The organism is Streptococcus halichoeri (genome assembly GCF_009870755.1).
In the GTDB taxonomy this organism is placed as follows: Bacteria; Bacillota; Bacilli; order Lactobacillales; family Streptococcaceae; genus Streptococcus; species Streptococcus halichoeri.
Genome location: NZ_WLZU01000001.1, coordinates 135,826 through 161,249 on the forward strand (window position 1 = coordinate 135,826; position 25,424 = coordinate 161,249).

At 44.5% G+C, this 25,424-nt stretch carries 21 protein-coding genes; 19 read left to right on the forward strand and 2 right to left on the reverse strand.

Translation table 11 applies throughout. The features are described 5' to 3' along the window. The first annotated feature begins 174 nt into the window (after positions 1–174). Positions 175–1,803: a zinc ribbon domain-containing protein gene (locus GWD08_RS00615; protein WP_159563892.1), complete on the forward strand. Its 1,629-nt coding sequence runs from the start codon at positions 175–177 to the stop codon at positions 1,801–1,803. A gap of 133 nt (positions 1,804–1,936) precedes the next feature. On the opposite strand, the gene GWD08_RS00620 is transcribed toward GWD08_RS00615, so the two are convergent. Next, a complete protein-coding gene (locus GWD08_RS00620; RefSeq protein ID WP_159563893.1) occupies positions 1,937–2,839 on the reverse strand; it encodes an RluA family pseudouridine synthase in 903 nt (300 codons plus the stop codon). Then, positions 2,817–3,002, reverse strand: coding sequence for a hypothetical protein (locus GWD08_RS00625; RefSeq protein ID WP_159543439.1), 186 nt, complete (start codon positions 3,000–3,002; stop codon positions 2,817–2,819). The genes GWD08_RS00620 and GWD08_RS00625 overlap by 23 nt, the downstream gene beginning before the upstream one ends. Before the next feature lie 286 nt (positions 3,003–3,288). Here GWD08_RS00625 and GWD08_RS00630 point away from each other — a divergent pair, with 286 nt between their 5' ends. From GWD08_RS00630 to GWD08_RS00725, 18 genes are all read left to right on the forward strand, one after another. Beyond that, complete coding sequence (locus tag GWD08_RS00630; protein ID WP_159543437.1) at positions 3,289–3,675, forward strand: RidA family protein; 387 nt, start codon at positions 3,289–3,291, stop codon at positions 3,673–3,675. Positions 3,676–3,702: 27 nt separating this feature from the next. Beyond that, positions 3,703–6,024 (forward strand): penicillin-binding protein PBP2A, encoded by a 2,322-nt coding sequence (pbp2a, locus tag GWD08_RS00635; RefSeq protein ID WP_159563894.1) that lies wholly within the window; start codon positions 3,703–3,705, stop codon positions 6,022–6,024. Between the two features lie 57 nt (positions 6,025–6,081). After that, entirely contained in the window at positions 6,082–6,234 is a 153-nt protein-coding gene (gene rpmG, locus GWD08_RS00640; RefSeq protein ID WP_159543433.1) for a 50S ribosomal protein L33, read from the forward strand. Positions 6,235–6,246: 12 nt separating this feature from the next. Continuing rightward, complete coding sequence (gene secE / locus GWD08_RS00645) at positions 6,247–6,423, forward strand: preprotein translocase subunit SecE (RefSeq protein ID WP_159543431.1); 177 nt, start codon at positions 6,247–6,249, stop codon at positions 6,421–6,423. A 357-nt stretch (positions 6,424–6,780) separates the two neighbouring features. Continuing rightward, entirely contained in the window at positions 6,781–7,323 is a 543-nt protein-coding gene (gene nusG, locus GWD08_RS00650; protein WP_159543429.1) for a transcription termination/antitermination protein NusG, read from the forward strand. Between the two features lie 727 nt (positions 7,324–8,050). After that, on the forward strand, positions 8,051–9,151 hold the full coding sequence (locus tag GWD08_RS08700) for an albumin-binding GA domain-containing protein (RefSeq protein WP_341871808.1): 1,101 nt from the start codon (positions 8,051–8,053) through the stop codon (positions 9,149–9,151). A 197-nt stretch (positions 9,152–9,348) separates the two neighbouring features. Next, on the forward strand, positions 9,349–11,850 hold the full coding sequence (gene leuS, locus GWD08_RS00670) for a leucine--tRNA ligase (protein WP_159563895.1): 2,502 nt from the start codon (positions 9,349–9,351) through the stop codon (positions 11,848–11,850). Positions 11,851–12,376: 526 nt separating this feature from the next. Further along, positions 12,377–13,810 carry a PTS sugar transporter subunit IIC gene (locus GWD08_RS00675; protein WP_159549861.1) on the forward strand — a complete coding sequence of 478 codons (1,434 nt, stop codon included), beginning with the start codon at positions 12,377–12,379 and terminating at the stop codon, positions 13,808–13,810. 22 nt (positions 13,811–13,832) lie between these two features. Beyond that, positions 13,833–14,111 carry a PTS sugar transporter subunit IIB gene (locus GWD08_RS00680; protein WP_159543419.1) on the forward strand — a complete coding sequence of 93 codons (279 nt, stop codon included), beginning with the start codon at positions 13,833–13,835 and terminating at the stop codon, positions 14,109–14,111. A gap of 56 nt (positions 14,112–14,167) precedes the next feature. Continuing rightward, a complete protein-coding gene (locus GWD08_RS00685) occupies positions 14,168–14,653 on the forward strand; it encodes a PTS sugar transporter subunit IIA (RefSeq protein WP_159563896.1) in 486 nt (161 codons plus the stop codon). Between the two features lie 353 nt (positions 14,654–15,006). Next, positions 15,007–15,672 (forward strand): 3-keto-L-gulonate-6-phosphate decarboxylase UlaD, encoded by a 666-nt coding sequence (locus tag GWD08_RS00690; protein WP_159549858.1) that lies wholly within the window; start codon positions 15,007–15,009, stop codon positions 15,670–15,672. Between the two features lie 3 nt (positions 15,673–15,675). Beyond that, a complete protein-coding gene (locus tag GWD08_RS00695; protein WP_159563897.1) occupies positions 15,676–16,539 on the forward strand; it encodes an L-ribulose-5-phosphate 3-epimerase in 864 nt (287 codons plus the stop codon). Continuing rightward, complete coding sequence (locus GWD08_RS00700; RefSeq protein WP_159563898.1) at positions 16,539–17,258, forward strand: L-ribulose-5-phosphate 4-epimerase; 720 nt, start codon at positions 16,539–16,541, stop codon at positions 17,256–17,258. The genes GWD08_RS00695 and GWD08_RS00700 overlap by 1 nt, the downstream gene beginning before the upstream one ends. A gap of 130 nt (positions 17,259–17,388) precedes the next feature. Further along, positions 17,389–19,053 (forward strand): BglG family transcription antiterminator, encoded by a 1,665-nt coding sequence (locus GWD08_RS00705; RefSeq protein WP_159563899.1) that lies wholly within the window; start codon positions 17,389–17,391, stop codon positions 19,051–19,053. A gap of 193 nt (positions 19,054–19,246) precedes the next feature. Beyond that, positions 19,247–20,338, forward strand: a complete 1,092-nt coding sequence (ulaG, locus tag GWD08_RS00710) for an L-ascorbate 6-phosphate lactonase (RefSeq protein WP_159563900.1) — start codon at positions 19,247–19,249, stop codon at positions 20,336–20,338. 407 nt (positions 20,339–20,745) lie between these two features. Beyond that, a complete protein-coding gene (locus GWD08_RS00715; RefSeq protein WP_159543405.1) occupies positions 20,746–22,014 on the forward strand; it encodes a quaternary amine ABC transporter ATP-binding protein in 1,269 nt (422 codons plus the stop codon). 19 nt (positions 22,015–22,033) lie between these two features. Further along, positions 22,034–23,758, forward strand: a complete 1,725-nt coding sequence (locus tag GWD08_RS00720) for an ABC transporter permease/substrate binding protein (RefSeq protein ID WP_159563901.1) — start codon at positions 22,034–22,036, stop codon at positions 23,756–23,758. Between the two features lie 371 nt (positions 23,759–24,129). Further along, on the forward strand, positions 24,130–25,155 hold the full coding sequence (locus tag GWD08_RS00725; RefSeq protein ID WP_159563902.1) for an Abi family protein: 1,026 nt from the start codon (positions 24,130–24,132) through the stop codon (positions 25,153–25,155). Positions 25,156–25,424: the final 269 nt, after the last annotated feature.

The following is a 25,424-nucleotide window of genomic DNA, read 5'->3' on the forward strand; positions in this document are numbered from 1 at the left end:
GCTAGCTAGAAATTTTCAAGCTGTAAGCTAAGGTTTGTATAAATGTAATCTATCTAAATTTTAAGATAAGTGAGAAAAATGCTTGCGCATAAAGCTGGACAATCTTCAGTTGGACTTTTCGAAGTGGCTGAAAATTTGCTATAATGGTCATAAAAACGAGCAGTTAGGAGACCTATGATGAAACCAAGGCATAAAGGAAAGTTAGCTCTCATGGTCCTTGTGGGCCTTGTGCTACTTGGTTTAGCTGGTGGGGCTTTTTATTTTTCAAAGGGAGCCACCGCTACGCGTTACGTTAAAGCACGGCAAAAGCCGGGCAATACATTTGAAAATATCAAAGCATTTTTGATTTGGCAAGATAACAACCAACAGTTAACCTCAGATGAGGCACGCTTTGCAACATTTAACAAGCTAACCACAACAGAAGCTAAGCAAATGAAGGCTGTTTTAAAAAAGGCTAGCAGTGGTGATGCCACTTACATGAAGGTGGTTGGTCGCCGCTTTGGCATTTTCCCAGATTATCGGGTAGCCGTAAAGCCCCTCACTTTGACCATCAAGACTAATGTGGCTAAGAGTGATATTTTGCTGAATCAAAAACTGGTGGCTACGACACAAACTGACCATGATACCCTTGTTGTCAAACGGCTCCCCAAGGCCTCTTATCACATCGCTCTAAATGGCAATTACAAAGGTAAGCCGGTGCATGTGACCAAGGATTATGATGGTCAAGAGACGACAATCGACTTGAGCGTTGCCATCAAACAGTTTAAGGTCGTTAGTGACCTGAAGGACGGGGAAGTCTACGCTGATGGTATACGGATTGGCACCTTAAAAGACGGCAGCTTTACCGTGACAGATTTTCCCGTCACCCCAACCAGCAAACTTTTTGTCAAGAAAAACTTCCCTGATGGCCAATTAAAATCCAAAAAAGTTCCCCTAGCACCGATCAGCGATGGGGAGACCGTTGATGTATCAATTGGGAATCTCTTGGATGACAATATGGCCACAAAGGTTCTCTTGTCTGCCTTTAACCACCTCATGGCCTATACCGTTAGCCAGCAAGATCCGCCAGACCTCGCTGCAGTTTTTGAGCAGGGCGCTAGTAACGCCTTTTACAAGGGCCTCAAAGAGAGTGTTAAGAGTAAGCTGATGACAGATCGCCGTAAAGCCAGCCACTTTGCCATCCCAAACATTAGCTTAAGGCACTTGCAGCAAGTGGGTAAAACCAGCTATGTACTTGACTTTGCAGCTTTATATGATTACACCTATGACAAGGATACCGATCCAGCTAAGCAAACCTCAGGCCATGTGACTCAGGATATTTCTGGGCAAATGACCGTCAAAAAACGTGACGGCCACTACTTGGTTAGTCACTCTGGTACCAACAGTATTACGGCAACTGGCGAAAAAAGCGACCTGAAAGCGCCAGCTATTTTCCCAGAAGATCTGATTGGCACCTGGAGCATGGACAAAGACGGTGTGCACTACCGCTTGGCATTTGCCAAAGACGGCAAAGTAAGCCTCAGCCAGATATTCAAAGACAAGAAAAAAGCTCCAATCACCAAAAGTCTCAAGGTTCTCAAAGCAGAGGAAAAGGGCGACAAGCGCTATGTCTTTACCTGCGAGCCGGGCGCTGACACGACAGTTTTTACTATTGGTGGCGGCCTTGGTGGCCAAAACGTGGCCTATGCCCATGGGGCCTTGGTGGATGGTAATAAGCTGACGCTGCTCTTATGGCAAACCCAGCAAGGACACGCCTTTGACTACAGCAAGCCCCTGCCTGGCCCAAGGCTGACTAAGGAATAACCCCAAACCAGCCAGACTCCTCTGATAGAATAAACAAGGTAACTAAAAAACCCTCTTAGGTCATGGAATCCTTACGACTAGCTTCTCACAGCAGCTAACGATTGGCAAGGCTTTCAATGATGTCAGAGGGTTTTTATGGCGTCAGTTGAGCTTGAAAGCTATCTGATTGGGCTTCTACTCGAATGGTTTTTTGAGTCAAAGGGTGGGTAAAACGCAAAGTGTGGGCGTGGAGCATCAGCCGCCCTTTGGGATTAGGGTGATATAGAGGATCTCCTACCAAGGGATGGTGGTGATGGGCCAGATGCACCCGAATTTGATGCGTACGGCCAGTTTCTAAGCGGCAATTGATCAGGGTGCGCTGCTGTGGAAAGCTTTTTAAAGCTTGCACATGGGTGACAGCCAACTGGCCATGCTTGACATCAACGACCCGCTTACGTCGGTCATGGCGATGCCGACCGATAGGGTCACGGTAGGTTAGGTCCTTGCTGGGCAAGTGTCCTTCAACCAAAGCCCAATAATCCCGAGAGATGGCTTTGCTCTCCAGTAGCCGGTTTACCAAGGGCAAGATAAAGGGGTTTTTAGCAAAAATAATGGCTCCGCTGGTCTCTTGATCCAAACGATGAACCACATAGCAGGTGGTCTGTGCGTAGGCTGAGACATGGTTTAAGAGAGCTAGCTCACCAGGATTATTGGCATGGGTTTTCATGCCAGCTGGCTTATTGACGACAATGAGGTGCTGGTCTTGATAGAGACAGTTGACAAGTGTGGCATCACCTAGCAGGATGTCCTTAGCTGGGTAGTCCTCCTGGTCAAAGAGCAGTCTAATGTGGCTATCTTTTGGCACCAGGCTTTGCCAGGTCACTGGTTCTTCATTTACAAAGATATGTTTTTTGGTACGCAAGAAATGGCGGATTTTGCGCGGGATGAGCAGCTTGTCTTCAAGGAGGGTTTTGACAGTACAGTCGTCAAAGGGGCTTAAAAAGCTATATTCTTGCAGCTCTGGCTGTATCTGTTTATTTCTCATCGAGCCAATCATGGTATTTTTCGACCAGATTAACAGCCATTTGAGAAGCTAGTGCAACGGAGAAGGCTTCGGTTCCTTCGCGTTCATCATTAGCCACCTCAATGCGGGTTTCCTCATAAATAGCTTTTAAACTCTCTGGAGTAAGGGTTTCTTTAAAGGCATCAAATTTATTCATAGGGGTTTCCTTTCAGAATTTTAATGAGTGATTAAAACCATTATACCATGTTTTTGCCTGCGCAAAGGCCTTTTGGGTTAGAAAAGCTAGCGCTGCTTCATCAGGGGCTGTGCTTAGCTAAAGGCGTCTTTGTTTTGCTGGTTTTTTGGGAGGGTCAACCACTAGGTTGAATTTTAGGTAGACAAACGGCTGCGCATAAGCAATCGTGGCGTTGGTTTTTAGTTTTGTATTTGACGAGAAACTGGTATAATAGATAGACTAAATGGACATTTATTGAGGTAAACAAATGAAAAGTATTAGACGTTATGACGTCAATGAAAGCGCAGGCTTTACAGGCCTGGTTGAGGCAGGCGATTTTTATTTTATTAATTACTGCTGTGGCAACATTGGCGATAGCATTGAGGACCAGATTAATGGTGCTTTTGATGAGATGGAGCGCCGTTTAGGTCTAGTTGGGTTAACACTGGAAGCTGTTGTTAAGATGGACTGCTTGTTTAGAGATATTTGGAATAACCCGGTTTTGGAAAAAATCATCAAAGACCGTTTTAATGGGCAATACCCGGCGCGCAAGGCCATTCAAACCGAATTTGCCCAGGAAGGTGGGCCGGCTGGCTTGCTTTTTCAAATTGATGCGATTGCTTATTCAAAGCCTGGTGTCTTGGACGAGCACTAGGCGGTGCTGTGATGGGATCTTACACTTATGTCATTTTTTAAGTTACTCTATAAAAAATTTTTTCCAAACGCTTATCAGGCGCACCAGAAAAAACAAGCTGCAAAAGCACAGCAAAGGCAGGAGGCGAGCTTTAAGGCTGCTGCTGACAATCAAGAACCACCCTCTGAATCTGCACAGCAATCTTCCTATAAGCGCCGTCGGACAACAAATAGCCATGCGTTTGAGGTTAATCAACCGGCCTGGTTGGGGCGTTTAGGGCGTTTTTTACCATCGCCGCAACATCCGCTTCGGCGTTTCTGGCGCCGCTATCATATTGGTAAATTGCTCCTGATTGGTATGGGGCTCTTTGTCCTGGTTTTTGGCTCTTATCTCTTTTATTTGGCTAAAACGGCCAAGGTATCTGACTTGCAGAGTGCCTTGAAGGCAACAACGCTTATTTATGATAAAAAAGAGGCCTATGCAGGTAGATTGACGGGTCAAAAAGGCAGTTATGTTGAACTTGATGCTGTTTCAGAGCGGCTACAAGATGCTGTGATTGCAACAGAGGACCGGACCTTCTATACTAATAATGGGATTAATATCAAACGCTTTTTGCTAGCGGTAGTTACTGCCGGGCATTTTGGTGGGGGCTCAACCATCACTCAGCAATTGGCCAAGAATGCTTATTTGTCACAAGATCAGACGATTAAGCGTAAGGCGCGTGAATTCTTCCTGGCTTTGGAGCTGAGTAAAAAATATAGCAAAAAAGACATCCTGACCATGTATCTCAATAATGCCTACTTTGGCCATGGTGTGTGGGGCGTAGAAGATGCTAGCCAAAAATACTTTGGGACCAGTGCGCGTGATCTGACGCTTGATGAAGCAGCGACCTTAGCGGGTATGCTAAAGGGACCAGAGATTTACAATCCTTATTATTCAGTAGCTAATGCCACAAACCGCCGCAATACGGTCTTGGCGGCCATGGTGGACGCTAAAAAAATCAGCAAGGCAGATGCAGCAGCTGCTGAGAGAGTCGGCATGGGCGAGCGGCTAGCTGATAACTATACGAAAAAAACCAATGATTACAAGTACCCATCTTATTTTGATGCGGTTATCAATGAAGCTATAAGGACTTATGGCATCTCAGAGAAAGACTTAGTCAATAATGGCTACAAGATTTACACGGAGTTGGACCAGCATTACCAGGCCGGTATGCAAACGACATTTAACACCACTAGCCTCTTTCCGGTCTCAGAGTATGACAATAGCCAGGCTCAAGGCGCTAGCGTTGCTTTAGACCCCAAAACCGGAGGTGTGCGCGGCCTTGTTGGTCGAGTCAATAGTACAGAAAATCCAACTTTTCGGAGTTTTAACTATGCGACCCAGGCCAAACGTAGCCCCGCATCGACCATTAAGCCCTTAGTCGTTTATGCGCCAGCGATTGCTGCTGGCTGGTCTATTGATAAGACGCTGCCAAATACTCTGCGTGATTTCAAGGGCTATAAGCCGCATAATTATGGAAATTACGAATCTGAAGATGTTCCCATGTATCAGGCTTTGGCCAATTCTTATAATATACCAGCAGTTGCCACCCTAGATGCATTAGGGGTTGACAAGGCCATTAGCTATGGGAAGAAATTTGGCCTAAACATGGCTGCTGCTCACAAAGAACTGGGCCTTGCCCTAGGAGGCAGTGTGACGACCAATCCACTGGAAATGGCGCAAGCCTATTCAGCATTTGCTAATAAGGGTGTCATGCACTCTGCTCATTTCATTACTCGGATTGAAACGGCAAATGGCCATGTATTGAAAGAACACCAGGATCAAACCAAACGGGTGATAAGTCAGTCTGTGGCAGATAAGATGACGAGCATGATGCTTGGCACCTTCTCTAATGGCTCTGCGGTCAATGCCAATGTCTATGGTTATACCATGGCCGGCAAGACAGGGACAACAGAGACTGATTTTAATCCTGATTTGGCGGGCGATCAATGGGTGATTGGCTATACACCCGATGTCGTTATCAGCCAGTGGGTCGGCTTTAATAAAACTGATCAGCACCATTATTTGACAGATTCGAGTGCTGGGACTGCGTCAGCTATTTTCAGTACCCAGGCCTCTTATATCCTCCCTTATACCAAGGGGACACCGTTCAAGGTCGAAAATGCCTATGCCCAAAATGGGATTTCGGCCATTTACGGGGTTAATGAAACGGCTACGGATACGGCTTCTAAATCGCAGGAAATTATCAATGGTTTGCGAAAATCAGCCGAAGAAGCTTCGCGTTCACTGTCAGATGCAGTTGACCGTGCGGGCTTGCGCGAGAAAGCCCAGAATCTCTGGAATGGGATTGTTGATTTTATCCGTTAGCAAGATAACTTGCGCTAGCTGTTGATTCGTGCTACAATAGCTTTCATGGGAGGCGTTATGGCACAAAAAAAAGCAAGCCTAGCGTGTATCGAATGTGGAAGCCGTAATTACTCAATTGCAGTAAGCAGTACGCCTAAACCAACACGTCTAGAAGTCAATAAATTTTGTAAATATTGTAAAAAATATACAGTACATAAAGAAACACGTTAAAGGGGATGTCTGATGAGCTTTGTCAGTGGTATTTTTAAACTGTTGAAAGATACAACATGGCCAAATCGAAAACAGCGCTGGAAAGACTTTATCTCAGTTCTTGAGTATACAGCCTTTTTCACAGTGATTATTTTCATCTTTGACCAAATCCTATCAAAAGGGATTTTAAGTATTATTAACTTGTTCTAAATAAGGGCAAAATGCTAGGAGCAAAATTACGCCTAGTCGCGGATTGGAGAAAGGGGGCACAAGTTCCTTTCTCCAATCTTTTTTAGTTTGCTTATTCCTTGAGCTATGACTGCTTCAATGTTGTTGGCTGCGTGAGCTGTTTTACGTGGTGGGCGCTAGTTTGACCAAAAATAGAAGCTGAAACCCCTAGCGTTTGTAATTGCCTCTGGCTAGTGGTGACTTATTTTGCTAGCTTTCTTTTGTCATGCAATCACCTAATGGTAGATGATTGACAGCCTCCTTGGCATTTATTATAATGAAGGAAAGTAATCACTTCCAAAGCCTTCTTAGGCTTTTTTATTAAGGAAAGGAAAAGCAATGTTAGATTCTTTTGATAAGGGTTGGTTCGTCCTTCAGACCTATTCTGGTTATGAAAATAAGGTCAAAGAGAACCTTTTACAACGGGCACAAACTTATAATATGATGGAAAACATCTTACGGGTAGAAATTCCAACGCAAACGGTTAATGTGGAAAAAAATGGACAAACCAAGGAAATTGAAGAAAACCGCTTCCCAGGTTATGTGCTAGTTGAGATGGTCATGACTGATGAAGCCTGGTTCGTGGTGCGTAACACGCCCAATGTTACTGGCTTTGTGGGCTCGCACGGGAACCGTTCTAAGCCAACACCGCTATTAGAAGAAGAAATCCGAGCGATCCTCCTATCCATGGGACAAACAGTGGATGTCTTTGATACCAATATTAAAGAAGGCGATGTCGTCCAAATCATTGATGGCGCTTTCATGGGTCAAGAAGGGCGTGTCGTTGAGATTGAAAATAACAAGGTCAAACTCATGCTGAACATGTTTGGTTCTGAAACCGTGGCCGAAGTTGAGCTTTATCAAATTGCCGAGCTCTCCTAAGCACCATTTGTAACCCCTAATTAGGTGAGAGAATCGCTGTGCTTAGTGAGCCGCCACGGCGGGGGGTTGCTCAGCACAGACACAAAGTTCCTTTGATGGCAGCTAAAGCAGGCTGCGCTTTAAGCATTGGTTATCGGTGTACCATTTGGCTGCGGATAACCAGCAAGTAACAGAGTGTGATGACAAGGTTGCCCTAACTAGCCTATCCCCTTGATAGGTGTTAGTTAGAGGTGGCCTTTTTGCGTCTTGCTTAAGCAGAAAAGGAAAAATTCCAGAATATAAGCTGCTTTGCCATGATTAAAGACCAGTTGCTAGTATCAACTGTTGCCTGCTAAACACCAGAGATTTAGGATTTTAATGCGTGTTTGAAAACCCTTACGGTGTCCTTTTTTCTTCTCATAAAAGGCTGCGCAGTGGCTCACGTACAAGGATAATAGCCCTTATTTTTACAAAAACAGGTCACGTTCTTCTAGACTTGTAACAAAAAAGTAATAATGATATTGTCCGAATTTATAATAAAACAGCAAAACGAACCTGTCAAAAAACAAGACGAAAAAGGCGGAATAAATGCATGAAAGCGGCTTTTCAAGGCTGTGGACAACGGTAGTTTATTAAAAAGTCTGAAAAATTCTTAATATTGACTTAATAATATATGTGTAATATAATGTCATTAAGTTATCTATAGGATACTTAACCTAATGTAAAAATAATTAAGGGGAATAGGAAAATGGAAAACAAGAAAATGCAGTCTTACTTGAGAAAATCCGCTTTTGGGATTGCCTCAGTATCTGCAGCAGTGTTAGCAGGTGTAACCAGTGTTCAAGCAGCTGAAGCAGTAGCAGATGGTGAAAGCTTCCAATTAATGGTAGCGATGCAAAAAGATGCAGAAGCTAATGAAGCGCTTTCTGATGCAAAAGTAGCTGCTTTAGATAAAGTTGATGCTTATAAAACAAGCTTGTCAGATGCTGAAAAGACTAATTTTGAGACTAAGCTACAAGTAGCAGATTCTATGGATGAAGTTACTAAGCTCAACTCCGATGTCAAAAATGCTGTAGTAACTGCTAATACACAAGGTATGGCAGAAGGCATCAATGCCATGACAGGTGATGTTAAGACACCAGCCGACTTTAAGCTTGAATTTGCTAAAGACGATGCTAAGAAAGCCTTGAAAGCAGCTGGCGTGAGCGACTTCTACATCAAGAAAATTGATGGTGCTAAGACAGTTGACAGCGTTAAAGCGCTTAAGGATTCTATCTTGGATGCTGTTGCTAAATCAAAAGCCGACCAATTGGCTAAGAACGTTGAAGGTATAGCAGAAGGTATCAATACCTTAACCGGCGATGTTAAGACACCAGATGACTTCAAGCTTGAATTTGCTAAAGACGATGCTAAGAAAGCCTTGAAAGCAGCTGGCGTGAGCGACTACTACATTAAGAAAATTGATGGTGCTAAGACAGTTGAAGGCGTTAAGTCACTTAAAGACTTCATCCTTAACTCACTAGCTAAAAAAGATCAACCAACTCCAACGCCTGACGTTAAACCAGCTCCAACACCAGAAGTTAAACCAGCTCCAGAGACTAAACCAGCTGAGCCTAAAGCTCCTGGAATGCCTCAAGTTAAACCAGGTAAAGCAGCACCAGCAGCCGATGCTCCAGCTGCTAAATCTAACGTTAAACATTTAGCAAGCAACCCTGTAGCTATGAAGAGCGCTGCTAACCAACTTCCATCAACTGGTGATTCTGCTAACCCATTCTTTACAGCAGCAGCCTTTGCCGTGATGACAAGCGCCGGCATGGTGACACTTGCTGCAAAACGCAAAGAAAACTAAGTCCAACAATCATCTAAACTTAAACAATGACAAGGAGTTCCTTTAGAGGAGCTCTTTTTCTGTGCTGCTGTGCTTTTGCCCTAGCACTTTGTGGTGTGACAGATTATGAGAGGTTTTTTCGCTAGTTATGCCATTGGTAAATGCCTCATATCGTGCTATAATAGAACTAATAGACTTTTATGCCGGGAGATAATCATATGGCCTTTTATAATCACAAAGCAATTGAACCCAAATGGCAAGCTTTTTGGGCTGAGAATCAAACTTTTAAAACGGGAGAAGATCCTGAGAAACCGCATTTTTATGCCTTAGACATGTTTCCCTATCCTTCGGGGGCTGGGCTGCACGTTGGCCATCCAGAAGGCTACACTGCTACGGATATTCTCAGTCGTTATAAGCGAGCTCAAGGCTTTAATGTGCTGCACCCTATGGGCTGGGACGCGTTTGGTTTGCCAGCTGAACAATATGCTATGGATACGGGCAATGATCCGGCTGCTTTTACAGCTGAAAATATTGCGAACTTTAAGCGGCAGATTAATGCACTTGGTTTTTCTTATGATTGGGACAGAGAAATTAATACCACTGACCCTAATTACTACAAGTGGACCCAGTGGATCTTTACCAAGCTCTATGAAAAAGGCTTAGCCTACGAAGCCGAAGTTCCGGTCAACTGGGTGGAAGAATTGGGCACAGCCATCGCTAATGAAGAAGTCTTGCCAGATGGCACTTCTGAACGGGGTGGTTACCCAGTTGTGCGCAAGCCCATGCGCCAATGGATGCTCAAGATCACAGCCTATGCTGAGCGCTTGCTTGAGGACTTGGAGGACTTGGATTGGCCTGAGTCCATTAAGGATATGCAACGCAACTGGATTGGCAAATCCCTGGGTGCTCAGGTGACTTTTGCGGTGGCAGAGAGTGATCAGGCTTTTACGGTCTTTACAACGCGGCCGGATACCTTATTTGGTGCGACCTACGCTGTTATGGCCCCAGAACATGAACTGGTGGACGCCATTACCCGGCCTGAGCAAGCGCCAGCGATGGCCGACTATAAGCACCAAGCTAGTCTCAAATCGGATCTGGCTCGGACGGATCTGGCTAAGGAAAAGACGGGGGTGTGGACCGGTAGCTATGCGATTAATCCGGTTAATGGCCGGCTGATGCCGATCTGGGTGTCAGATTATGTGCTAGCTAGCTATGGAACGGGTGCGATTATGGCTGTGCCGGCGCATGATACGCGGGACTGGGAGTTTGCTAAGCAGTTTGGCCTTGAGATTATTCCGGTGCTAGAGGGTGGTAATGTGGCTGAGGCAGCCTATACAGAGGACGGTCGGCATATTAATTCGGACTTTCTTGATGGGCTGGATAAGGCCGCAGCTATTGATAAGATGCTGGCTTTTCTTGAAGCAAAGGGTGTTGGTAGGAAACAAGTCAACTACCGTCTGCGGGATTGGCTCTTTAGCCGGCAGCGGTATTGGGGTGAGCCTATCCCGATTATTCATTGGGAAGATGGAACATCAACAGCAGTGCCAGAACAGGAGCTGCCCCTTGTTTTGCCGGTTACTAGGGATATTAAGCCTTCTGGGACTGGGGAATCACCGCTAGCTAACTTAACGGATTGGTTGCAGGTGACACGCGCTGATGGTGTTAAGGGGCGGCGTGAGACCAATACCATGCCGCAGTGGGCTGGCTCGAGCTGGTATTTCTTACGCTACATTGACCCGCATAATAATGACGCATTAGCAGATGAGGATCTGCTTAAGGCCTGGTTGCCAGTCGACATCTATATCGGTGGGGCAGAGCATGCTGTCTTACACCTTCTCTATGCCCGTTTTTGGCATAAATTCCTCTATGATCTTGGGGTGGTGCCGACCAAGGAACCTTTCCAAAAGCTCTTTAACCAAGGGATGATCTTGGGTACAAGCTACCGTGATCACCGCGGAGCACTTGTTGCTACTGACAAGGTTGAAAAGCGAGATGGCTCTTTCTTTAATGTCCAAACGGGCGAAGAACTAGAACAAGCTCCAGCCAAAATGTCCAAATCACTGAAAAATGTGGTCAATCCAGATGAGGTGATTGAACAATACGGGGCAGATACTCTGCGGGTCTACGAAATGTTTATGGGCCCACTGGATGCCTCGATTGCTTGGTCAGAAGAAGGCCTAGAAGGCTCGCGTAAGTTTCTTGACCGCGTTTACCGTTTGATTATGACCAAAGAAAGGTCGCTGGAAAATAGCGGAGCTTTGGACAAGGTCTACCATGAGACTGTTAAGGCCGTGACTGAGCAGATTGAGCAGATGAAGTTCAACACAGCTATTGCCCAACTCATGGTCTTTGTGAATGCGGCCAACAAAGAAGACCAGCTGTTTGTGGACTATGCTAAGGGCTTTGTGCAATTGCTTGCACCATTTGCTCCCCATCTGGCTGAGGAGCTTTGGCAAGCATTAACAGCCTCAGGTCAGTCCCTTGCCTACGTCCCTTGGCCTGTCTGGGACGACAGCAAACTAGTGGAAAACGAAGTGGAGATTGTTGTCCAAATCAAGGGTAAGGTCAAAGCACGATTAATGGTTGCTAAGGGCTTGACACGTGAAGACCTCAAAGCCACAGCCTTAGCTAGCGCGCAGATTCAAAAGGAAGTAGCTGGCAAGGACATCATCAAAGTCATTGCTGTTCCAGATAAGTTGGTTAATATTGTCGTCAAATAAGGTCGACCTGACCTGCTTGGCGACCAGGCGGCTGGATTAACCAGACCAAGTCCAGTATTTGCGACAAGCAGCTAGATTAATCACCGGCAGCCAGTTTGCCCAGTCTGAGCCCAGCCTTGTCCACAAGATGGCCGAATCGTCCAGCCTAACTCCATCTTTGCCCACAAGCCAGCTTGATTAGACTGAATCTATCCTTTCGCTAAGCCGGCCAGCTCATCCTTTCGCTCAGCCATCCAGCACGGTTGGTGGTCGGCCAGGTAGTCTGATATTATAACCTTTACGGAGTTGACAGTTCAAGCCTGTCAGCTCTTTTTGTATGCTTGGGTTTGTTTTGCAGTTGCTGATGCTAAAGGGCAAGCATTTGCATCTCCAGGCGCTTTTTTGCTATTGGTTCTGGGCCTGAACAAGGCCTGGAAAGCCCAATTTTGAACACAGGACTGTGTGATACTTGGTCTTTATTAAAACGCTTACAAAAATTATAATGACAGTGTAAAGAATTTATCAAACGTGAAAGAGGTAGACGGTCATGGAATTTTTCCTAGCTCCCTTAAATTGGTTTTCGCAAAATATTTTGCAAAATCCAGCCTTCTTCGTTGGCTTGTTGGTCTTAGTAGGATACTTGCTATTAAACAAGCCTTTGCATGAAGTGTTTGCTGGCTTTATTAAAGCAACTGTTGGTTACTTGATTTTAAATGTCGGGGCCGGCGGCCTTGTTACGACCTTTCGTCCGATCTTAGTGGCGCTTGCTAAAAAATTTCAATTAGAAGCGGCAGTTATTGATCCGTACTTTGGTCTAGCAGCAGCCAATACCAAGCTTGAGGCTATGGGCTTCATCAGTGTGGCAACGACAGCCTTGTTGATTGGCTTTGGGGTTAATTTATTATTGGTGGCCCTTCGCAAGGTGACCAAGGTTCGTACCTTGTTTATTACAGGTCATATCATGGTTCAGCAGGCCGCTACCATTTCTGTTTTTGTACTGCTTTTGATTCCTCAATTTCAAAATGCTTTTGGCGCTTGGGCCGTTGGGATTGTTTGTGGCTTATATTGGGCTGTAAGTTCCAATATGACGGTCGAAGCTACGCAACGTTTAACAGGCGGCGGAGGCTTTGCTATTGGTCACCAGCAGCAGTTTGCCATTTGGTTTGTGGATAAGATAGCCCCTTTCTTTGGTAAGAAGGAAGAAAATCTTGATAATCTGAAATTACCTACCTTTTTAAGTATCTTCCATGATACAGTTGTTGCCTCAGCTACCTTAATGCTGGTCTTCTTTGGTGCTATTTTGGCCGTACTTGGGCCTGAAATCATGTCAAATGCCCAGTTGATTGGTCCAGGGGCCTTTGTCCCGGCCAAGCAGGCCTTCTTCATGTACATTCTCCAAACGTCCTTAACCTTCTCAGTCTATTTGTTTATCTTAATGCAGGGCGTACGGATGTTTGTTACTGAGTTGACCAATGCCTTTCAGGGGATTTCCAATAAGCTGTTACCAGGTTCTTTCCCGGCAGTTGATGTTGCGGCTTCCTATGGTTTTGGCTCTGCCAATGCTGTGCTGTCAGGCTTTGCCTTTGGCTTGATCGGTCAGCTGATCACGATTGCTTTGCTGGTTATCTTTAAAAATCCTATCTTGATTATTACGGGCTTTGTTCCAGTCTTCTTTGATAATGCAGCGATCGCTGTTTATGCTGATAAGCGTGGCGGCTGGAAAGCAGCCGTTGCCTTGTCCTTCCTCTCAGGGGTGATTCAGGTCGCTTTGGGGGCCGTTGCTGTTGGTCTTTTGGGACTCACAGGTGGCTATCATGGTAATATTGACTTTGAATTTCCGTGGTTAGCCTTTGGCTATCTCTTTAAATACCTCGGTATCGCCGGTTATCTTATCGTTTGTCTCTTTTTCTTGGCTATTCCGCAATGGCAATTTGCTAAAGCTAAAGATAAAGAAGCCTACTACCGTGGTGAAGCACAATAAGTGAAAAAATAGGAGAATCATAATGGTTAAAATTCTAACAGCATGTGGAAATGGCATGGGTTCATCCATGGTTATTAAAATGAAAGTTGAAAACGCCCTTCGGCAATTAGGTGTAACTGATATTCAATCGGCTTCTTGCTCAGTTGGCGAAGCTAAAGGCTTAGCGGCCGGTTATGATATTGTGGTGGCCTCCAATCACTTGATTCATGAATTGGATGGTCGGACCAAAGGCCATCTGGTTGGCTTGGATAATTTGATGGACGACAATGAGATCAAGGCAAAATTACAAGCCGTTTTATAAAAAAGCTGAAAGAGGAGTGAGTCTTCATCACGCTCTTATTGCTAAAAGGAGAACAGATGAATTTAAGACAAGCCTTTATAGACAATGATTCGATTCGCTTGGGCTTAGAAGCAAATACCTGGCAAGAGGCTGTACGCTTGTCCGTTGATCCATTGATTGAGAGCGGAGCGGTTGATGCAGCCTACTATCAGGCCATCATTGCTTCTACAGAAGCATATGGGCCATATTATATCCTAATGCCAGGCATGGCGATGCCGCATGCCCGTCCAGAAGACGGGGTTAATCGCGATGCGTTTTCCTTGGTGACCTTAAAGCAGCCGGTGACGTTTGCTGATGGCAAAGAAGTCCAAGTCCTCCTAACGTTGGCTGCTACGAGCTCTGCCATTCACACGTCAGTGGCTATTCCCCAAATTATTGCTTTATTTGAATTAGACAATGCGATTGCACGACTCGTGGCTTGCCAGACCAAGGAAGAGGTTTTGGCTATGGTTACGGCCTCAAAAGACAGCCCCTACCTGGCCGGTTTTGACCTAGATAGCTAGTTTTGGGCTGAAAACACTAGGCAGCCTTATCTGGCGAAGCTTTGCCAGGCAGATAGGTCCGCCAAAAGCAATGGTTGCCAAGGAGAGCCTCCGTAGCCCTTGGTGGTTCGGTCATCTCAAGCCCTTTATGTTATTTAAGGCTGGTGTCCGATGCTCGGGGTGCTAGCCCCTCTTATCACCAGCTATCGCATGCATGTTACAAAAAAAGGAGTACCGCCCAGGCAGTGCTCTTGCTCCATACCTTAAGGAAAGGAAAAGCAAGTCGAGACAGTCCACTCTAGTACCCTGGCTTTGTGACAATGGCAAAGCCTTGTTAGAAAGGGAGGAGGGGGGCTCTCGCTTTAGGAAGAAAAATGACAAAACGTTTACCCCAGTTACAAGTTGCCCTTGACCATTCAGATTTACAAGGGGCTATTTCGGCGGCTGTTGCCGTTGGTCAAGAAGTTGATGTGATTGAAGCAGGCACTGTTTGTCTACTCCAAGTAGGCAGCCAGTTGGTCCAAGTCCTGCGCAGCTTATTTCCAGAAAAAATAATTGTGGCCGATACCAAGTGTGCCGATGCTGGTGGCACAGTTGCTAGAAACAATGCGGCACAAGGTGCCGACTGGATGACCTGCATTTGCTGTGCCACAATTCCCACCATGGCCGCTGCTTTAAAAGCTATCAAAGAAGAGCGCGGCGACCGTGGCGAGATTCAAATTGAACTGTATGGTGATTGGACTTTTGAGCAGGCCCAAGCTTGGCTTGATGCCGGTATTTCCCAGGCCATTTATCACCAATCACGAGATGCCCTACTGGCTGGTGATAGCTGGGGAGAAAAGGACCTCAATAAGGTGAAACAGTTGATTGATATGGGTTTTCGGGTTTCAGTGACGGGTGGTCTCTCAACTGATACACTGCAATTGTTTGCCGGGGTGGATGTCTTTACCTTCATTGCTGGACGTGGGATTACCGAAGCTCCCGATCCAGCAGCCGCTGCACGAGCTTTCAAGGCTGAAATTAAACGCATTTGGGGGTAAAACATGGCACGTCCAATAGGTATTTATGAAAAAGCAATCCCAAAAGAGCTAACGTGGTTAGAGCGCCTCCAGTTTGCTAAAGAGCTGGGCTTTGATTTTGTGGAATTGTCCATTGATGAATCAGATGAACGCTTGGCGCGGCTCGATTGGTCAAAAGCCGAGCGGCTTGAGCTGGTTAAAGCCATTTTTGCAACAGGTGTACGCGTGCCAAGTATCACCTTTAGTGGGCACAGGCGGTTTCCCATGGGCTCTAATGATCCAGCTAAGGAAGCCAAGGCTATGGAGATGATGCAAAAGTGTATCGTTTTTGCCCAAGACATTGGTGTACGTACGATTCAACTAGCTGGCTATGATGTTTACTATGAGGAAAAGTCCCCTGAAACCCGTGCGCGTTTTATCAAAAACTTGCGCCAAGCCTGTGTTTGGGCCGAAGAAGCCCAGGTCATGCTGGCCATTGAAATCATGGATGATCCTTTTATCAATTCCATTGAAAAATATTTAGCTATTGAAAAAGAAATTGCTTCGCCTTACCTTTTTGCCTATCCTGATACAGGTAACCTTGCTGCTTGGCATAATGATTTGTGGAGTGCCTTTTACAATGGCCATCAGTCTATTGCTGCGCTGCATCTCAAGGATACCTATGCGGTGACCGAGCAGAGTCAGGGGCAATTTCGTGATGTGCCTTTTGGTCAAGGTTGTGTTGACTGGGAAGCAATGTTTGCAGTGCTAAAGCAAACAAACTACAATGGTCCCTTTTTGATTGAAATGTGGTGCAAAAATGACGCAACGGTAGAGGAGAGCCAAAAAGCGATCCAAGAAGCGCAAGCCTTCCTTTACCCACTGATGGAGAAAGCAGGTGTTATCTAATGGTGAAATCGTTATCTGAGATGCGGCAGCGGGTTTGTGCGGCCAATAAGGCCTTGCCTGCTCATGGCTTGGTTAAGTTTACCTGGGGCAATGTCTCAGAGGTAGACCGAGAGGCCGGCTTGATTGTCATTAAGCCTTCTGGGGTCGACTATGATCGACTCACTCCAGAAAATATGGTGGTAACGGACCTTGAAGGTCACATCCTAGAAGGGGATCTGAATCCTTCGTCTGATTTGGCGACCCATGTCCAGCTTTACAAGGCCTGGCCAGCTATTGGTGGGATTGTCCATACTCACTCAACCGAGGCTGTGGCCTGGGCCCAGGCAGGGCGTGACTTGCCTTTTTATGGCACGACCCAGGCTGATTATTTCTATGGCGCGATTCCTTGTGCTCGTTCTTTGAGTGAGGCTGAAGTTAACCGTGCCTATGAAAAAGAAACAGGCACGGTCATTATTGAAGAATTTACCCGCCGAGGCTTAGATCCGCTGGCAGTTCCTGGGATTGTAGTACGCAATCATGGGCCTTTTACTTGGGGCAAGGATCCAGCGCAAGCCGTTTACCATTCCGTCGTGCTTGAGGAAGTGGCTAGGATGAATCGCTTGACCGAGCAGATCAATCCACATGTAGAGCCAGCGCCTAAGTATATTATGGACAAGCACTATCTGCGCAAACACGGGCCTAATGCCTATTATGGGCAAAAAGAGCAGGTGCATTCTTAAAAAATAAGCATGAGGTATCCAGGTGACCTCGGCTTTTTTTGCTATACTATAATAGTTGCTTACTAGTTGTTCTAAAACCTTCTTTAATCACAGAATGGTAAACTTAAAAGACGCATGAAGGAGCCATTGAATGATGCTTTTAGATAACAAAAGTTATGACCTCTTGACTTATCTGATAAAGTTAGAGCAAGCTGAAACCATTATGGGCATTTCACAGCAATTAGGGCAATCCCGACGCAAGATTTACTATCATTTGGACAAGATCAACGAAGCCTTGCCTGCCGACATTGTTCCTGTGGCTGCTTTACCCCGAGTGGGGATTTGTCTGACTGAGCGCCAAAAGGCTGCTTGTCGTTCCTTGCTGGCAGATGTTGATGACTACAATTACGTCATGAAAAGTGATGAGCGGGTCAAATTGGCCGCCCTCTTTATTGCGGTGTCCACTGATCGCGTCACGATTGATCGCCTGATGCAAATCAATGATGTCTCTCGTAACACCGTCTTAAATGATCTCAACGATCTAAGACTGTTATTGATGGAGAAACCTTATTCCATTAGCTTACAGGTCACCAAGGCACGCGGTTATTTCTTTGAATGCCATCCTTTGTCCTTTATTCAGTTTTTGTACCATCTGCTAGATGGTGTCTATCGCGGTGGTAACAGTAGTTTTCAAGCTTGCTTGCAGCTAAAACTGTCCAAAACCTTGACCAAGACCATTTATTTTTCACCTGAATTGCTGGCTTTTCTTAAGGATTATCTGCCTATTTCTCAGGCTAATTTGGGTAAGACAATTAATGCCAGTGACTACCAATTTATGATTAAAATTCTGCCTTTTATCTTGCTCAGCTATCGTAATATGGCCTTTAGTTCAGAGTTTAAAGAAACACTACAGCAAGAGTTTGATAGGATCTGGAAACGCAAAGAATATTATATTGCGCGGGATTTAGCAGATGAATTAGCTGTTCGCTTCAACCTCATATTAGACCATGTGGAGATCGGACTGATCGCCATGTTGATGCTGTCTTTTCGTAAAGACAAGGATGAGCATGCCGAAAGCTCAGATTATCAAAATATGCGCACTGACTTGACAAATTTTCTACGCCGTTTAGAAGATAAAGACCACCTGCACTTCACCCACAAGGCCGATCTTATCCGCCAGTTGACCACGCACTGCAAGGCTCTTATTTATCGCAAAGAATATGGCATTACAGCCATGAACCCCTTAACCAATCACATCAAAGAAAAATACCTTGATTTATTTGAAAAAACCAAGGCGGCGGTGCCTTTGTTGGAGGAGGCCTGGCATATCGAGCTAACAGATGATGATATTGCAGATATTACCATTCATCTAGGCGGTGAGCTGCGCAATAGCTCAGCTAAACCCGAGTGCATCAAGATGATTATTGTGTCAGATGCGGGCATTGGTCTGCAAAAGTTACTCCACAAGCAATGCGAGTTCTACTTGGTCAATAGTCAAACCATTGGTATTTTTACCACGGAGCAATTCCAAAGTGTCTCTGATTTGCTCAACGTTGATTTTGTGGTTACCACGCATCCAGACCTTGAGTGTTCCTTGCCTACCTTGGTGGTCAACCCGATTTTAACCGATGACGATATTTTGAATTTGCTGCGCTATGCTAAGCATCAGCAAACAACCAAGCCACAAGTTTTTTCTCAAATGCTGGAAAAATTAATCGGCCAGTATGTGGCTTCTCAAGAGGATGGCTTTGCCCTTAAAAGCCAAATTGAAAAATTGATCCGTCAAGAATTAATGCAAGACCTCCTTGAGAAATAAGCTTACAAAAGGCTAAGCTGTGAACCTCAGTACCCTATTGCTTAGGGAAGCTTACTGAGGCGTTTTTTTTATGGGCTCAAGCTGGTCTAACGGCCTATTTTTGAACACTGTTTCTGTGTGAGACTTGGTCTTTTTATCCCTTAGGAATAAGACTATACTGAAATTAGAAAAAAGCTATTATCAGGAGGTAACTATGGCTAAAGTACAAGACATTACCCGGGAGTCATGGATTTTGTCAACCTTCCCAGAATGGGGAACCTGGTTGAATGAAGAAATTGAAGCAGAAGTGGTCCCTGAGGGTAATTTTGCCATGTGGTGGTTAGGGAATTGTGGCGTTTGGATTAAAACACCAGGTGGAGCCAATGTGGTGATGGATTTGTGGTCAGCACGAGGTAAGGCCACCAAGCAGGTTAAAAACATGGTCTGGGGTCACCAGATGGCCAACATGGCAGGTGTGCGCAAATTGCAGCCCAACTTGCGCGTGCAACCAATGGTGATTGATCCTTTTGCCATTACTGATTTAGATTACTACCTGGTCTCTCATGTCCATAGTGATCACATTGATATTTCAACAGCGGCAGCCATTATCAATAATCCCAAATTAGATCACGTAAAATTTGTCGGACCAGTTGGCTGTCGAGACATTTGGGTCAACTGGGGCGTGCCGGAAGATCGGATTATTGTGATTGCTCCGGGTGAGAGCTTTGCCTTTAAAGACGTCAAGGTCCATGCGGTGGAATCCTTTGATCGGACCTGCTTGGTCACCTTACCTATTGATGGCTACGAAGAAAATGGTGAAAGCCTAAAAGGGCTAGCCATCACCGATGACTTGATGGCCAGCAAAGCTGTTAACTATATCTTTGAAACACCAGGTGGAACCATTTATCATGGCGCTGACTCGCATTTTTCTAACTATTTTGCCAAACATGGCCGTGATTTCAAGATTGATGTCGCCTTAAATAATTATGGGGAAAACCCACTAGGTATTCAGGATAAAATGACCTCAATTGATCTTTTGAGAATGGCAGAAAATCTCCGGGTCAAGGTCATCATCCCTGTGCACTATGATATTTGGTCAAACTTTATGGCCTCAACAGATGAAATCTTAGCCCTGTGGAAGATGCGTAAAGAACGGTTACAGTATGCCTTTCATCCCTTTATCTGGGAAGTTGGTGGCAAGTATACCTATCCATTAGACAAGGATAAGCTAGAGTACCATCACCCACGCGGCTTTGACGATTGCTTCCTTGAAGAGTCTAATATTCAATTCAAAGCCCTACTATAGTTCATCCGCTTGGAGCAAGGGGGTTGGTCCCATGCTTTAAGCATCAGCACAAAACAAAAAAGGTAAAGCACATTATCCTTTAGCGTTGCTAAGGGACAGGTGCTTTACCTTTTTGAGATACCGCACAGCTGTTTTTCCCGTGCTTTCTGTGGTCTAAAAAAGGTCACTTTGGTGCAGAATCCTTGTGAAAAATCAGAGCTAAGAAGCTGTTTTTTCGCTGAAATCAAGGCTTACTGAGCGTCAGATTTGACAAAAAGTGACCACACGTGTTATCATAAACGTGTTCTGTCCTGTCGGATTATTTTTTTCGACCGAAAAAGAGACCTCACTAATAATAAATGAGGTAGCCACTTATTGGTTCATCAACGATCCGTTAAGGAAATAACAGTTTTGCAGAAAGGAACATTATGGGAACGATTTTAAGAGTCAAAAACCTGACAAAAATTTTCGGGAAGCGGCAAAAAGCAGCCCTAGAATTAGTGAAACAGGGTAAAAGTAAAACAGAGATCCTCAAAAAAACCGGAGCAACTGTCGGCGTCTATGATGCTAGCTTTGACGTTAAAGAAGGGGAAATTTTTGTGATTATGGGCCTATCTGGTAGTGGGAAATCCACGCTGGTCCGGATGATCAACCGTCTGATTGAGCCTTCTTTTGGCCAGGTTGAATTAGACGGCAAAGATATTGCCAAGCTCAATGACCAAGACCTCCGAGACGTCCGTCGCCATGACATCAACATGGTTTTTCAAAGCTTTGCTTTGTTTCCACATAAAACGATATTGGAAAATACCGAATTTGGCTTGGAATTGCGTGGCGTCCCCAAGGATGAGCGCCAAAAGCGTGCTGAACAAGCCTTAGAAAATGCTGGCCTGCTCAACTTTAAGGACCAGTACCCTGATCAATTATCTGGCGGAATGCAACAGCGGGTCGGCCTTGCGCGAGCCTTGGCCAATGGGGCCAAGATCTTACTGATGGACGAGGCTTTCTCTGCTCTTGACCCGCTGATTCGAAGGGAAATGCAAGATGAGCTGATTGATTTGCAAAGTAATCTCCAACAAACCATTATTTTTATCAGTCATGATTTAAATGAAGCCTTGCGCATTGGTGATCGCATTGCCTTGATGAAGGATGGTAAAATCATGCAAATCGGTACCGGTGAAGATATTTTGACCAATCCGGCCAATGATTTTGTCCGCGAATTTGTCGAAGATGTGGACCGCTCCAAGGTACTAACTGCTCAAAATATTATGATTAAGCCTTTAACCACAACACTAGAACTTGACGGGCCACAGGTTGCCTTGAATCGGATGCATAACGAAGAAGTATCCATGTTGATGGCTACAAATCGGCACCGCCAATTAATGGGCAGTCTGACTGCAGACGCTGCCATTGAGGCACGCAAGAAAGGTCTGCCTCTGGCAGAAGTGATTGATCGGGATGTGCGAACGGTTTCTAAGGACACCGTCATCACAGACATTATGCCTTTGATTTATGACTCCTCATCACCCATTGCTGTCACTGATGCCAATAATCGTTTATTAGGTGTGGTGATTCGTGGTCGAGTGATTGAAGCCTTGGCTAATATTTCAGAGGATGACCAAACACCAAGCCAAGTAACGGCTAAAACAATTATGGAAGAAGAGCAGCTAACGCAACAAGCCCTTCAAAAACAAGACTAAGAAAGAAGGAGAGATCATTTTGAATACAGTGTTACAAATGACATTACCAGTGGCCAAGCTGGTTGAGACCATCACTGAATGGATTACCAAAACCTTCTCAGGCCTCTTTGATGTGGTGCAAACGCTTGGTAACGCCCTGATGGATTGGCTGACGCAGACGCTTCTATTTATCCCGCCACTCTTATTTATCCTCTTGGTGACAATTGGCGTTTTCTTTCTCGCCAAGAAAAAATGGCCCCTGCCCACCTTTACCTTATTAGGTTTACTCTTTATTTATAATCAGAACCTGTGGGAACAACTGATTAATACCTTTACCCTGGTTTTAGTTGCCAGTCTGATTTCGATTATGATTGGGATTCCTTTGGGGATTTGGATGGCCAAAAGCAATAAGGTCAAGCAGATTGTCAATCCCATCTTAGACTTTATGCAAACCATGCCGGCTTTTGTTTACTTGATCCCGGCGGTCGCTTTCTTTGGTATTGGGATGGTACCGGGCGTCTTTGCCTCTGTGATCTTTGCCTTACCACCGACCGTTCGTTTTACCAATCTTGGGATTCGAGAAATCTCAAAGGAGCTAGTTGAAGCTTCTGATGCCTTTGGCTCGACACCACGCCAAAAATTAATGAAGGTGGAGTTACCACTAGCTAGAAACACCATCATGGCTGGTGTTAATCAAACCATGATGCTGGCGCTTTCGATGGTGGTCACCGGTTCGATGATCGGAGCACCAGGCCTTGGTCGCGAAGTGCTCTCTGCCCTGCAGCATGCTGACATTGGAACTGGTTTTGTCAGTGGCCTTGCCTTGGTCATTTTAGCCATCATTTTAGACCGCATCACCCAAACCTTTAATGCCAAGGTGGAAAACAAAGCCAAGAAAAGCCAGGTAACCAAGTGGGTCGGCCTTGTGGCCGTGGCTGTCTTTGTTTTAGCTGCCCTTGGTCGTGTTGTGGTTCAGCTGAGCGCAAACCCTGAAAAAGGCCAAAAGGTCAACATTGCCTATGTGCAGTGGGATTCAGAAGTCGCTTCGACAAATGTTATTGCCCAGGTCTTGAAACAAGAAGGCTACCGGGTCAACTTAGTTCCCCTGGACAATGCCGTGATGTGGCAAACCATTGCCAACGGCAATGCTGATTTTTCAACCAGTGCCTGGCTACCTGTGACCCATGCTCAGCAATATCAAAAATACAAAAATGCCCTTGACAACCTCGGCCCCAACCTCAAAGGCACCCGGTTAGGTCTTGTGGTGCCAACTTATATGAAAGATGTTAATAGTATTGAAGATCTTTCTGAACAGGCTGGCAAGAAGATTACCGGTATTGAGCCTGGTGCGGGGATTATGGCAGCTGCTAAACGCTCGCTCAAGGATTATAGCAATCTGTCTGACTGGCAGTTGACGTCAGCTTCTACCGGAGCAATGACAACGGCTCTAGACCAGGCTATTAAAAAACAAAAAGACATTGTGATTACTGGCTGGTCTCCCCACTGGATGTTTGCTAAATATGACTTGAAATATTTACAAGACCCCAAACAGTCCTATGGCGCCAAAGAAAATATCAACACCATTGCCCGCAAAGGCTTGAAAAAAGACAAACCAAAACTTTATCGCATCCTGCAAAAATTCCATTGGAGCAAAAAAGACATGGAAGAGGTCATGCTAGACATTAACAAAGGAATGCCTGCTCAAGAGGCCGCCCAAAAATGGGTGGACAAGCACCCAGAAAAGGTCGCCCAATGGACAAAATAGCTAAAAACTCTGGCATGCCCAGAGTTTTTGCTTGCTTTTAGAGTGAGACTTGCTCGGTGTTGGGAATCAGACTTAGCTGATGAAGTGCTAGTTTTTACGATGATACAAGGCATCCGTGCCCAACCGCCTGATGCAAATCCAACCCAGACTATCATCATATTACGCAGCATCAGTTCAGCAGTTCCCCAGTTTATCACATTATTTCTGGAGGTGGGCTTTGATCTAGGCTAGTCAATTAGCTTGTCTTACTAAAAACCCCTGAGACAGTGCCAGTCTCAGTCCGAGCAATCTATCGCGGAGATTGTTTCCTTAATTATATTATTGTGGCGCGTGTGTTATAATAATGGTGAAGAATGCTTAAGGATAAATCAATGACAAAGAAACACATACAAACTACTACGGAACTTGTGAAAAAAATGGCACTACAACAAGGAATTACATTTAACTATATACAACCGTTTGAGGCCGAGCTTTATTTAAAAAATGTTAATAACTATTTTAGAACAGCAAGTTATAGAAAAAATTTTGAAAAAAACGCTTATGGAAAATATGTAAACTTAGATTTTTTGCATTTGAAAGAATTAGCAATTCTGGACATGCATTATAGATATATTGTGTATAAAATGTGTCTTGATATAGAGCACTCACTTAAAGTTTCCCTCATTGCCTTTGTTGAAGACTTTTCCTCACCAAGATTAAATGAGTATGCTTTGGTAAAGGAATTTTTGGAATTACCAGCTTTAGATGATCAGGGAGAGATTCTTTATAGGCATAATAAGGCAAAGCTTAGGTATAAATATATTTTTAATAATATAAAAAGAGCAAAAATAGCCAATTCTTATTTAACGAATCTAGTTGAAAAATATTTTGTTTTTGATGATAATAATAAGGTAATTGATTATACTAATTGTCCGGTGTGGGTTTTAGTTGAAATATTATCATTTGGTGATTTTCTTAACTTCTTCTATTTTTGCCAAAAAAAGGCAGGTACCTCTATCCTATCAAATACCGATTTACTCAGGGAAAATAATGTCATAAATTTGGTAAAACAATTGAGAAACGCAGTAGCGCATAATAATTGTATATTCGAAAATTTAAGAAGGGGTGAATCGTTTCACCCTAGAGCGATAAAAGATCGTATTCTGAAATTTAACAATCCCTCAATTAGTAAAGATAATATCGGTAAAAGGTTAACCGTAAGGCCTGTCTTAGAATTAACGGCGTTGCTACTTATTTATCATGATGTTGTCTCTGATAGGATGCAGCACCATAGAATAAATGAATTTAAAAAATTATTCTTTGAGAGAATGTTAGAGAAAAAAACATTGATGCGTTCAAATGAGATATTAGTTGCTAACTACAACTTTATCACAAAAATAATAACAAATCTGTATTGATTAGTTGCATGTATCATCAGATTATGTTATTATCAACCTAAGATTAAAAAACAAATGTTTTTGAAAAGGGCGGGACTTTGGTGTCGTCCTAATTTTTTTATTTACAGTCTGGAATGTTAGGCAGAAAAAAAGCAAAAGCTTAAGTGAGGGACAAATTGTTAAAAACTCTGGCATGCCCAGAGTTTTTGCTTGCTTTTAGAGTGAGACTTACTCGGTGTTGGTCACAAAAATAAAGAAATAATACAAAAAAGACCTCTATAAAAATTATT

What these genes read in the sequence shown, in the direction of transcription:
- GWD08_RS00615 (WP_159563892.1), top strand. Translation starts at nt 175, where the DNA reads ATGATGAAACCAAGGCATAAAGGAAAGTTAGCTCTCATGGTCCTTGTG.
- GWD08_RS00620 (WP_159563893.1), bottom strand. Translation starts at nt 2,839, where the DNA reads ATGATTGGCTCGATGAGAAATAAACAGATACAGCCAGAGCTGCAAGAA.
- GWD08_RS00625 (WP_159543439.1), bottom strand. Translation starts at nt 3,002, where the DNA reads ATGAATAAATTTGATGCCTTTAAAGAAACCCTTACTCCAGAGAGTTTA.
- GWD08_RS00630 (WP_159543437.1), top strand. Translation starts at nt 3,289, where the DNA reads ATGAAAAGTATTAGACGTTATGACGTCAATGAAAGCGCAGGCTTTACA.
- pbp2a (WP_159563894.1), top strand. Translation starts at nt 3,703, where the DNA reads ATGTCATTTTTTAAGTTACTCTATAAAAAATTTTTTCCAAACGCTTAT.
- rpmG (WP_159543433.1), top strand. Translation starts at nt 6,082, where the DNA reads ATGGCACAAAAAAAAGCAAGCCTAGCGTGTATCGAATGTGGAAGCCGT.
- secE (WP_159543431.1), top strand. Translation starts at nt 6,247, where the DNA reads ATGAGCTTTGTCAGTGGTATTTTTAAACTGTTGAAAGATACAACATGG.
- nusG (WP_159543429.1), top strand. Translation starts at nt 6,781, where the DNA reads ATGTTAGATTCTTTTGATAAGGGTTGGTTCGTCCTTCAGACCTATTCT.
- GWD08_RS08700 (WP_341871808.1), top strand. Translation starts at nt 8,051, where the DNA reads ATGGAAAACAAGAAAATGCAGTCTTACTTGAGAAAATCCGCTTTTGGG.
- leuS (WP_159563895.1), top strand. Translation starts at nt 9,349, where the DNA reads ATGGCCTTTTATAATCACAAAGCAATTGAACCCAAATGGCAAGCTTTT.
- GWD08_RS00675 (WP_159549861.1), top strand. Translation starts at nt 12,377, where the DNA reads ATGGAATTTTTCCTAGCTCCCTTAAATTGGTTTTCGCAAAATATTTTG.
- GWD08_RS00680 (WP_159543419.1), top strand. Translation starts at nt 13,833, where the DNA reads ATGGTTAAAATTCTAACAGCATGTGGAAATGGCATGGGTTCATCCATG.
- GWD08_RS00685 (WP_159563896.1), top strand. Translation starts at nt 14,168, where the DNA reads ATGAATTTAAGACAAGCCTTTATAGACAATGATTCGATTCGCTTGGGC.
- GWD08_RS00690 (WP_159549858.1), top strand. Translation starts at nt 15,007, where the DNA reads ATGACAAAACGTTTACCCCAGTTACAAGTTGCCCTTGACCATTCAGAT.
- GWD08_RS00695 (WP_159563897.1), top strand. Translation starts at nt 15,676, where the DNA reads ATGGCACGTCCAATAGGTATTTATGAAAAAGCAATCCCAAAAGAGCTA.
- GWD08_RS00700 (WP_159563898.1), top strand. Translation starts at nt 16,539, where the DNA reads ATGGTGAAATCGTTATCTGAGATGCGGCAGCGGGTTTGTGCGGCCAAT.
- GWD08_RS00705 (WP_159563899.1), top strand. Translation starts at nt 17,389, where the DNA reads ATGATGCTTTTAGATAACAAAAGTTATGACCTCTTGACTTATCTGATA.
- ulaG (WP_159563900.1), top strand. Translation starts at nt 19,247, where the DNA reads ATGGCTAAAGTACAAGACATTACCCGGGAGTCATGGATTTTGTCAACC.
- GWD08_RS00715 (WP_159543405.1), top strand. Translation starts at nt 20,746, where the DNA reads ATGGGAACGATTTTAAGAGTCAAAAACCTGACAAAAATTTTCGGGAAG.
- GWD08_RS00725 (WP_159563902.1), top strand. Translation starts at nt 24,130, where the DNA reads ATGACAAAGAAACACATACAAACTACTACGGAACTTGTGAAAAAAATG.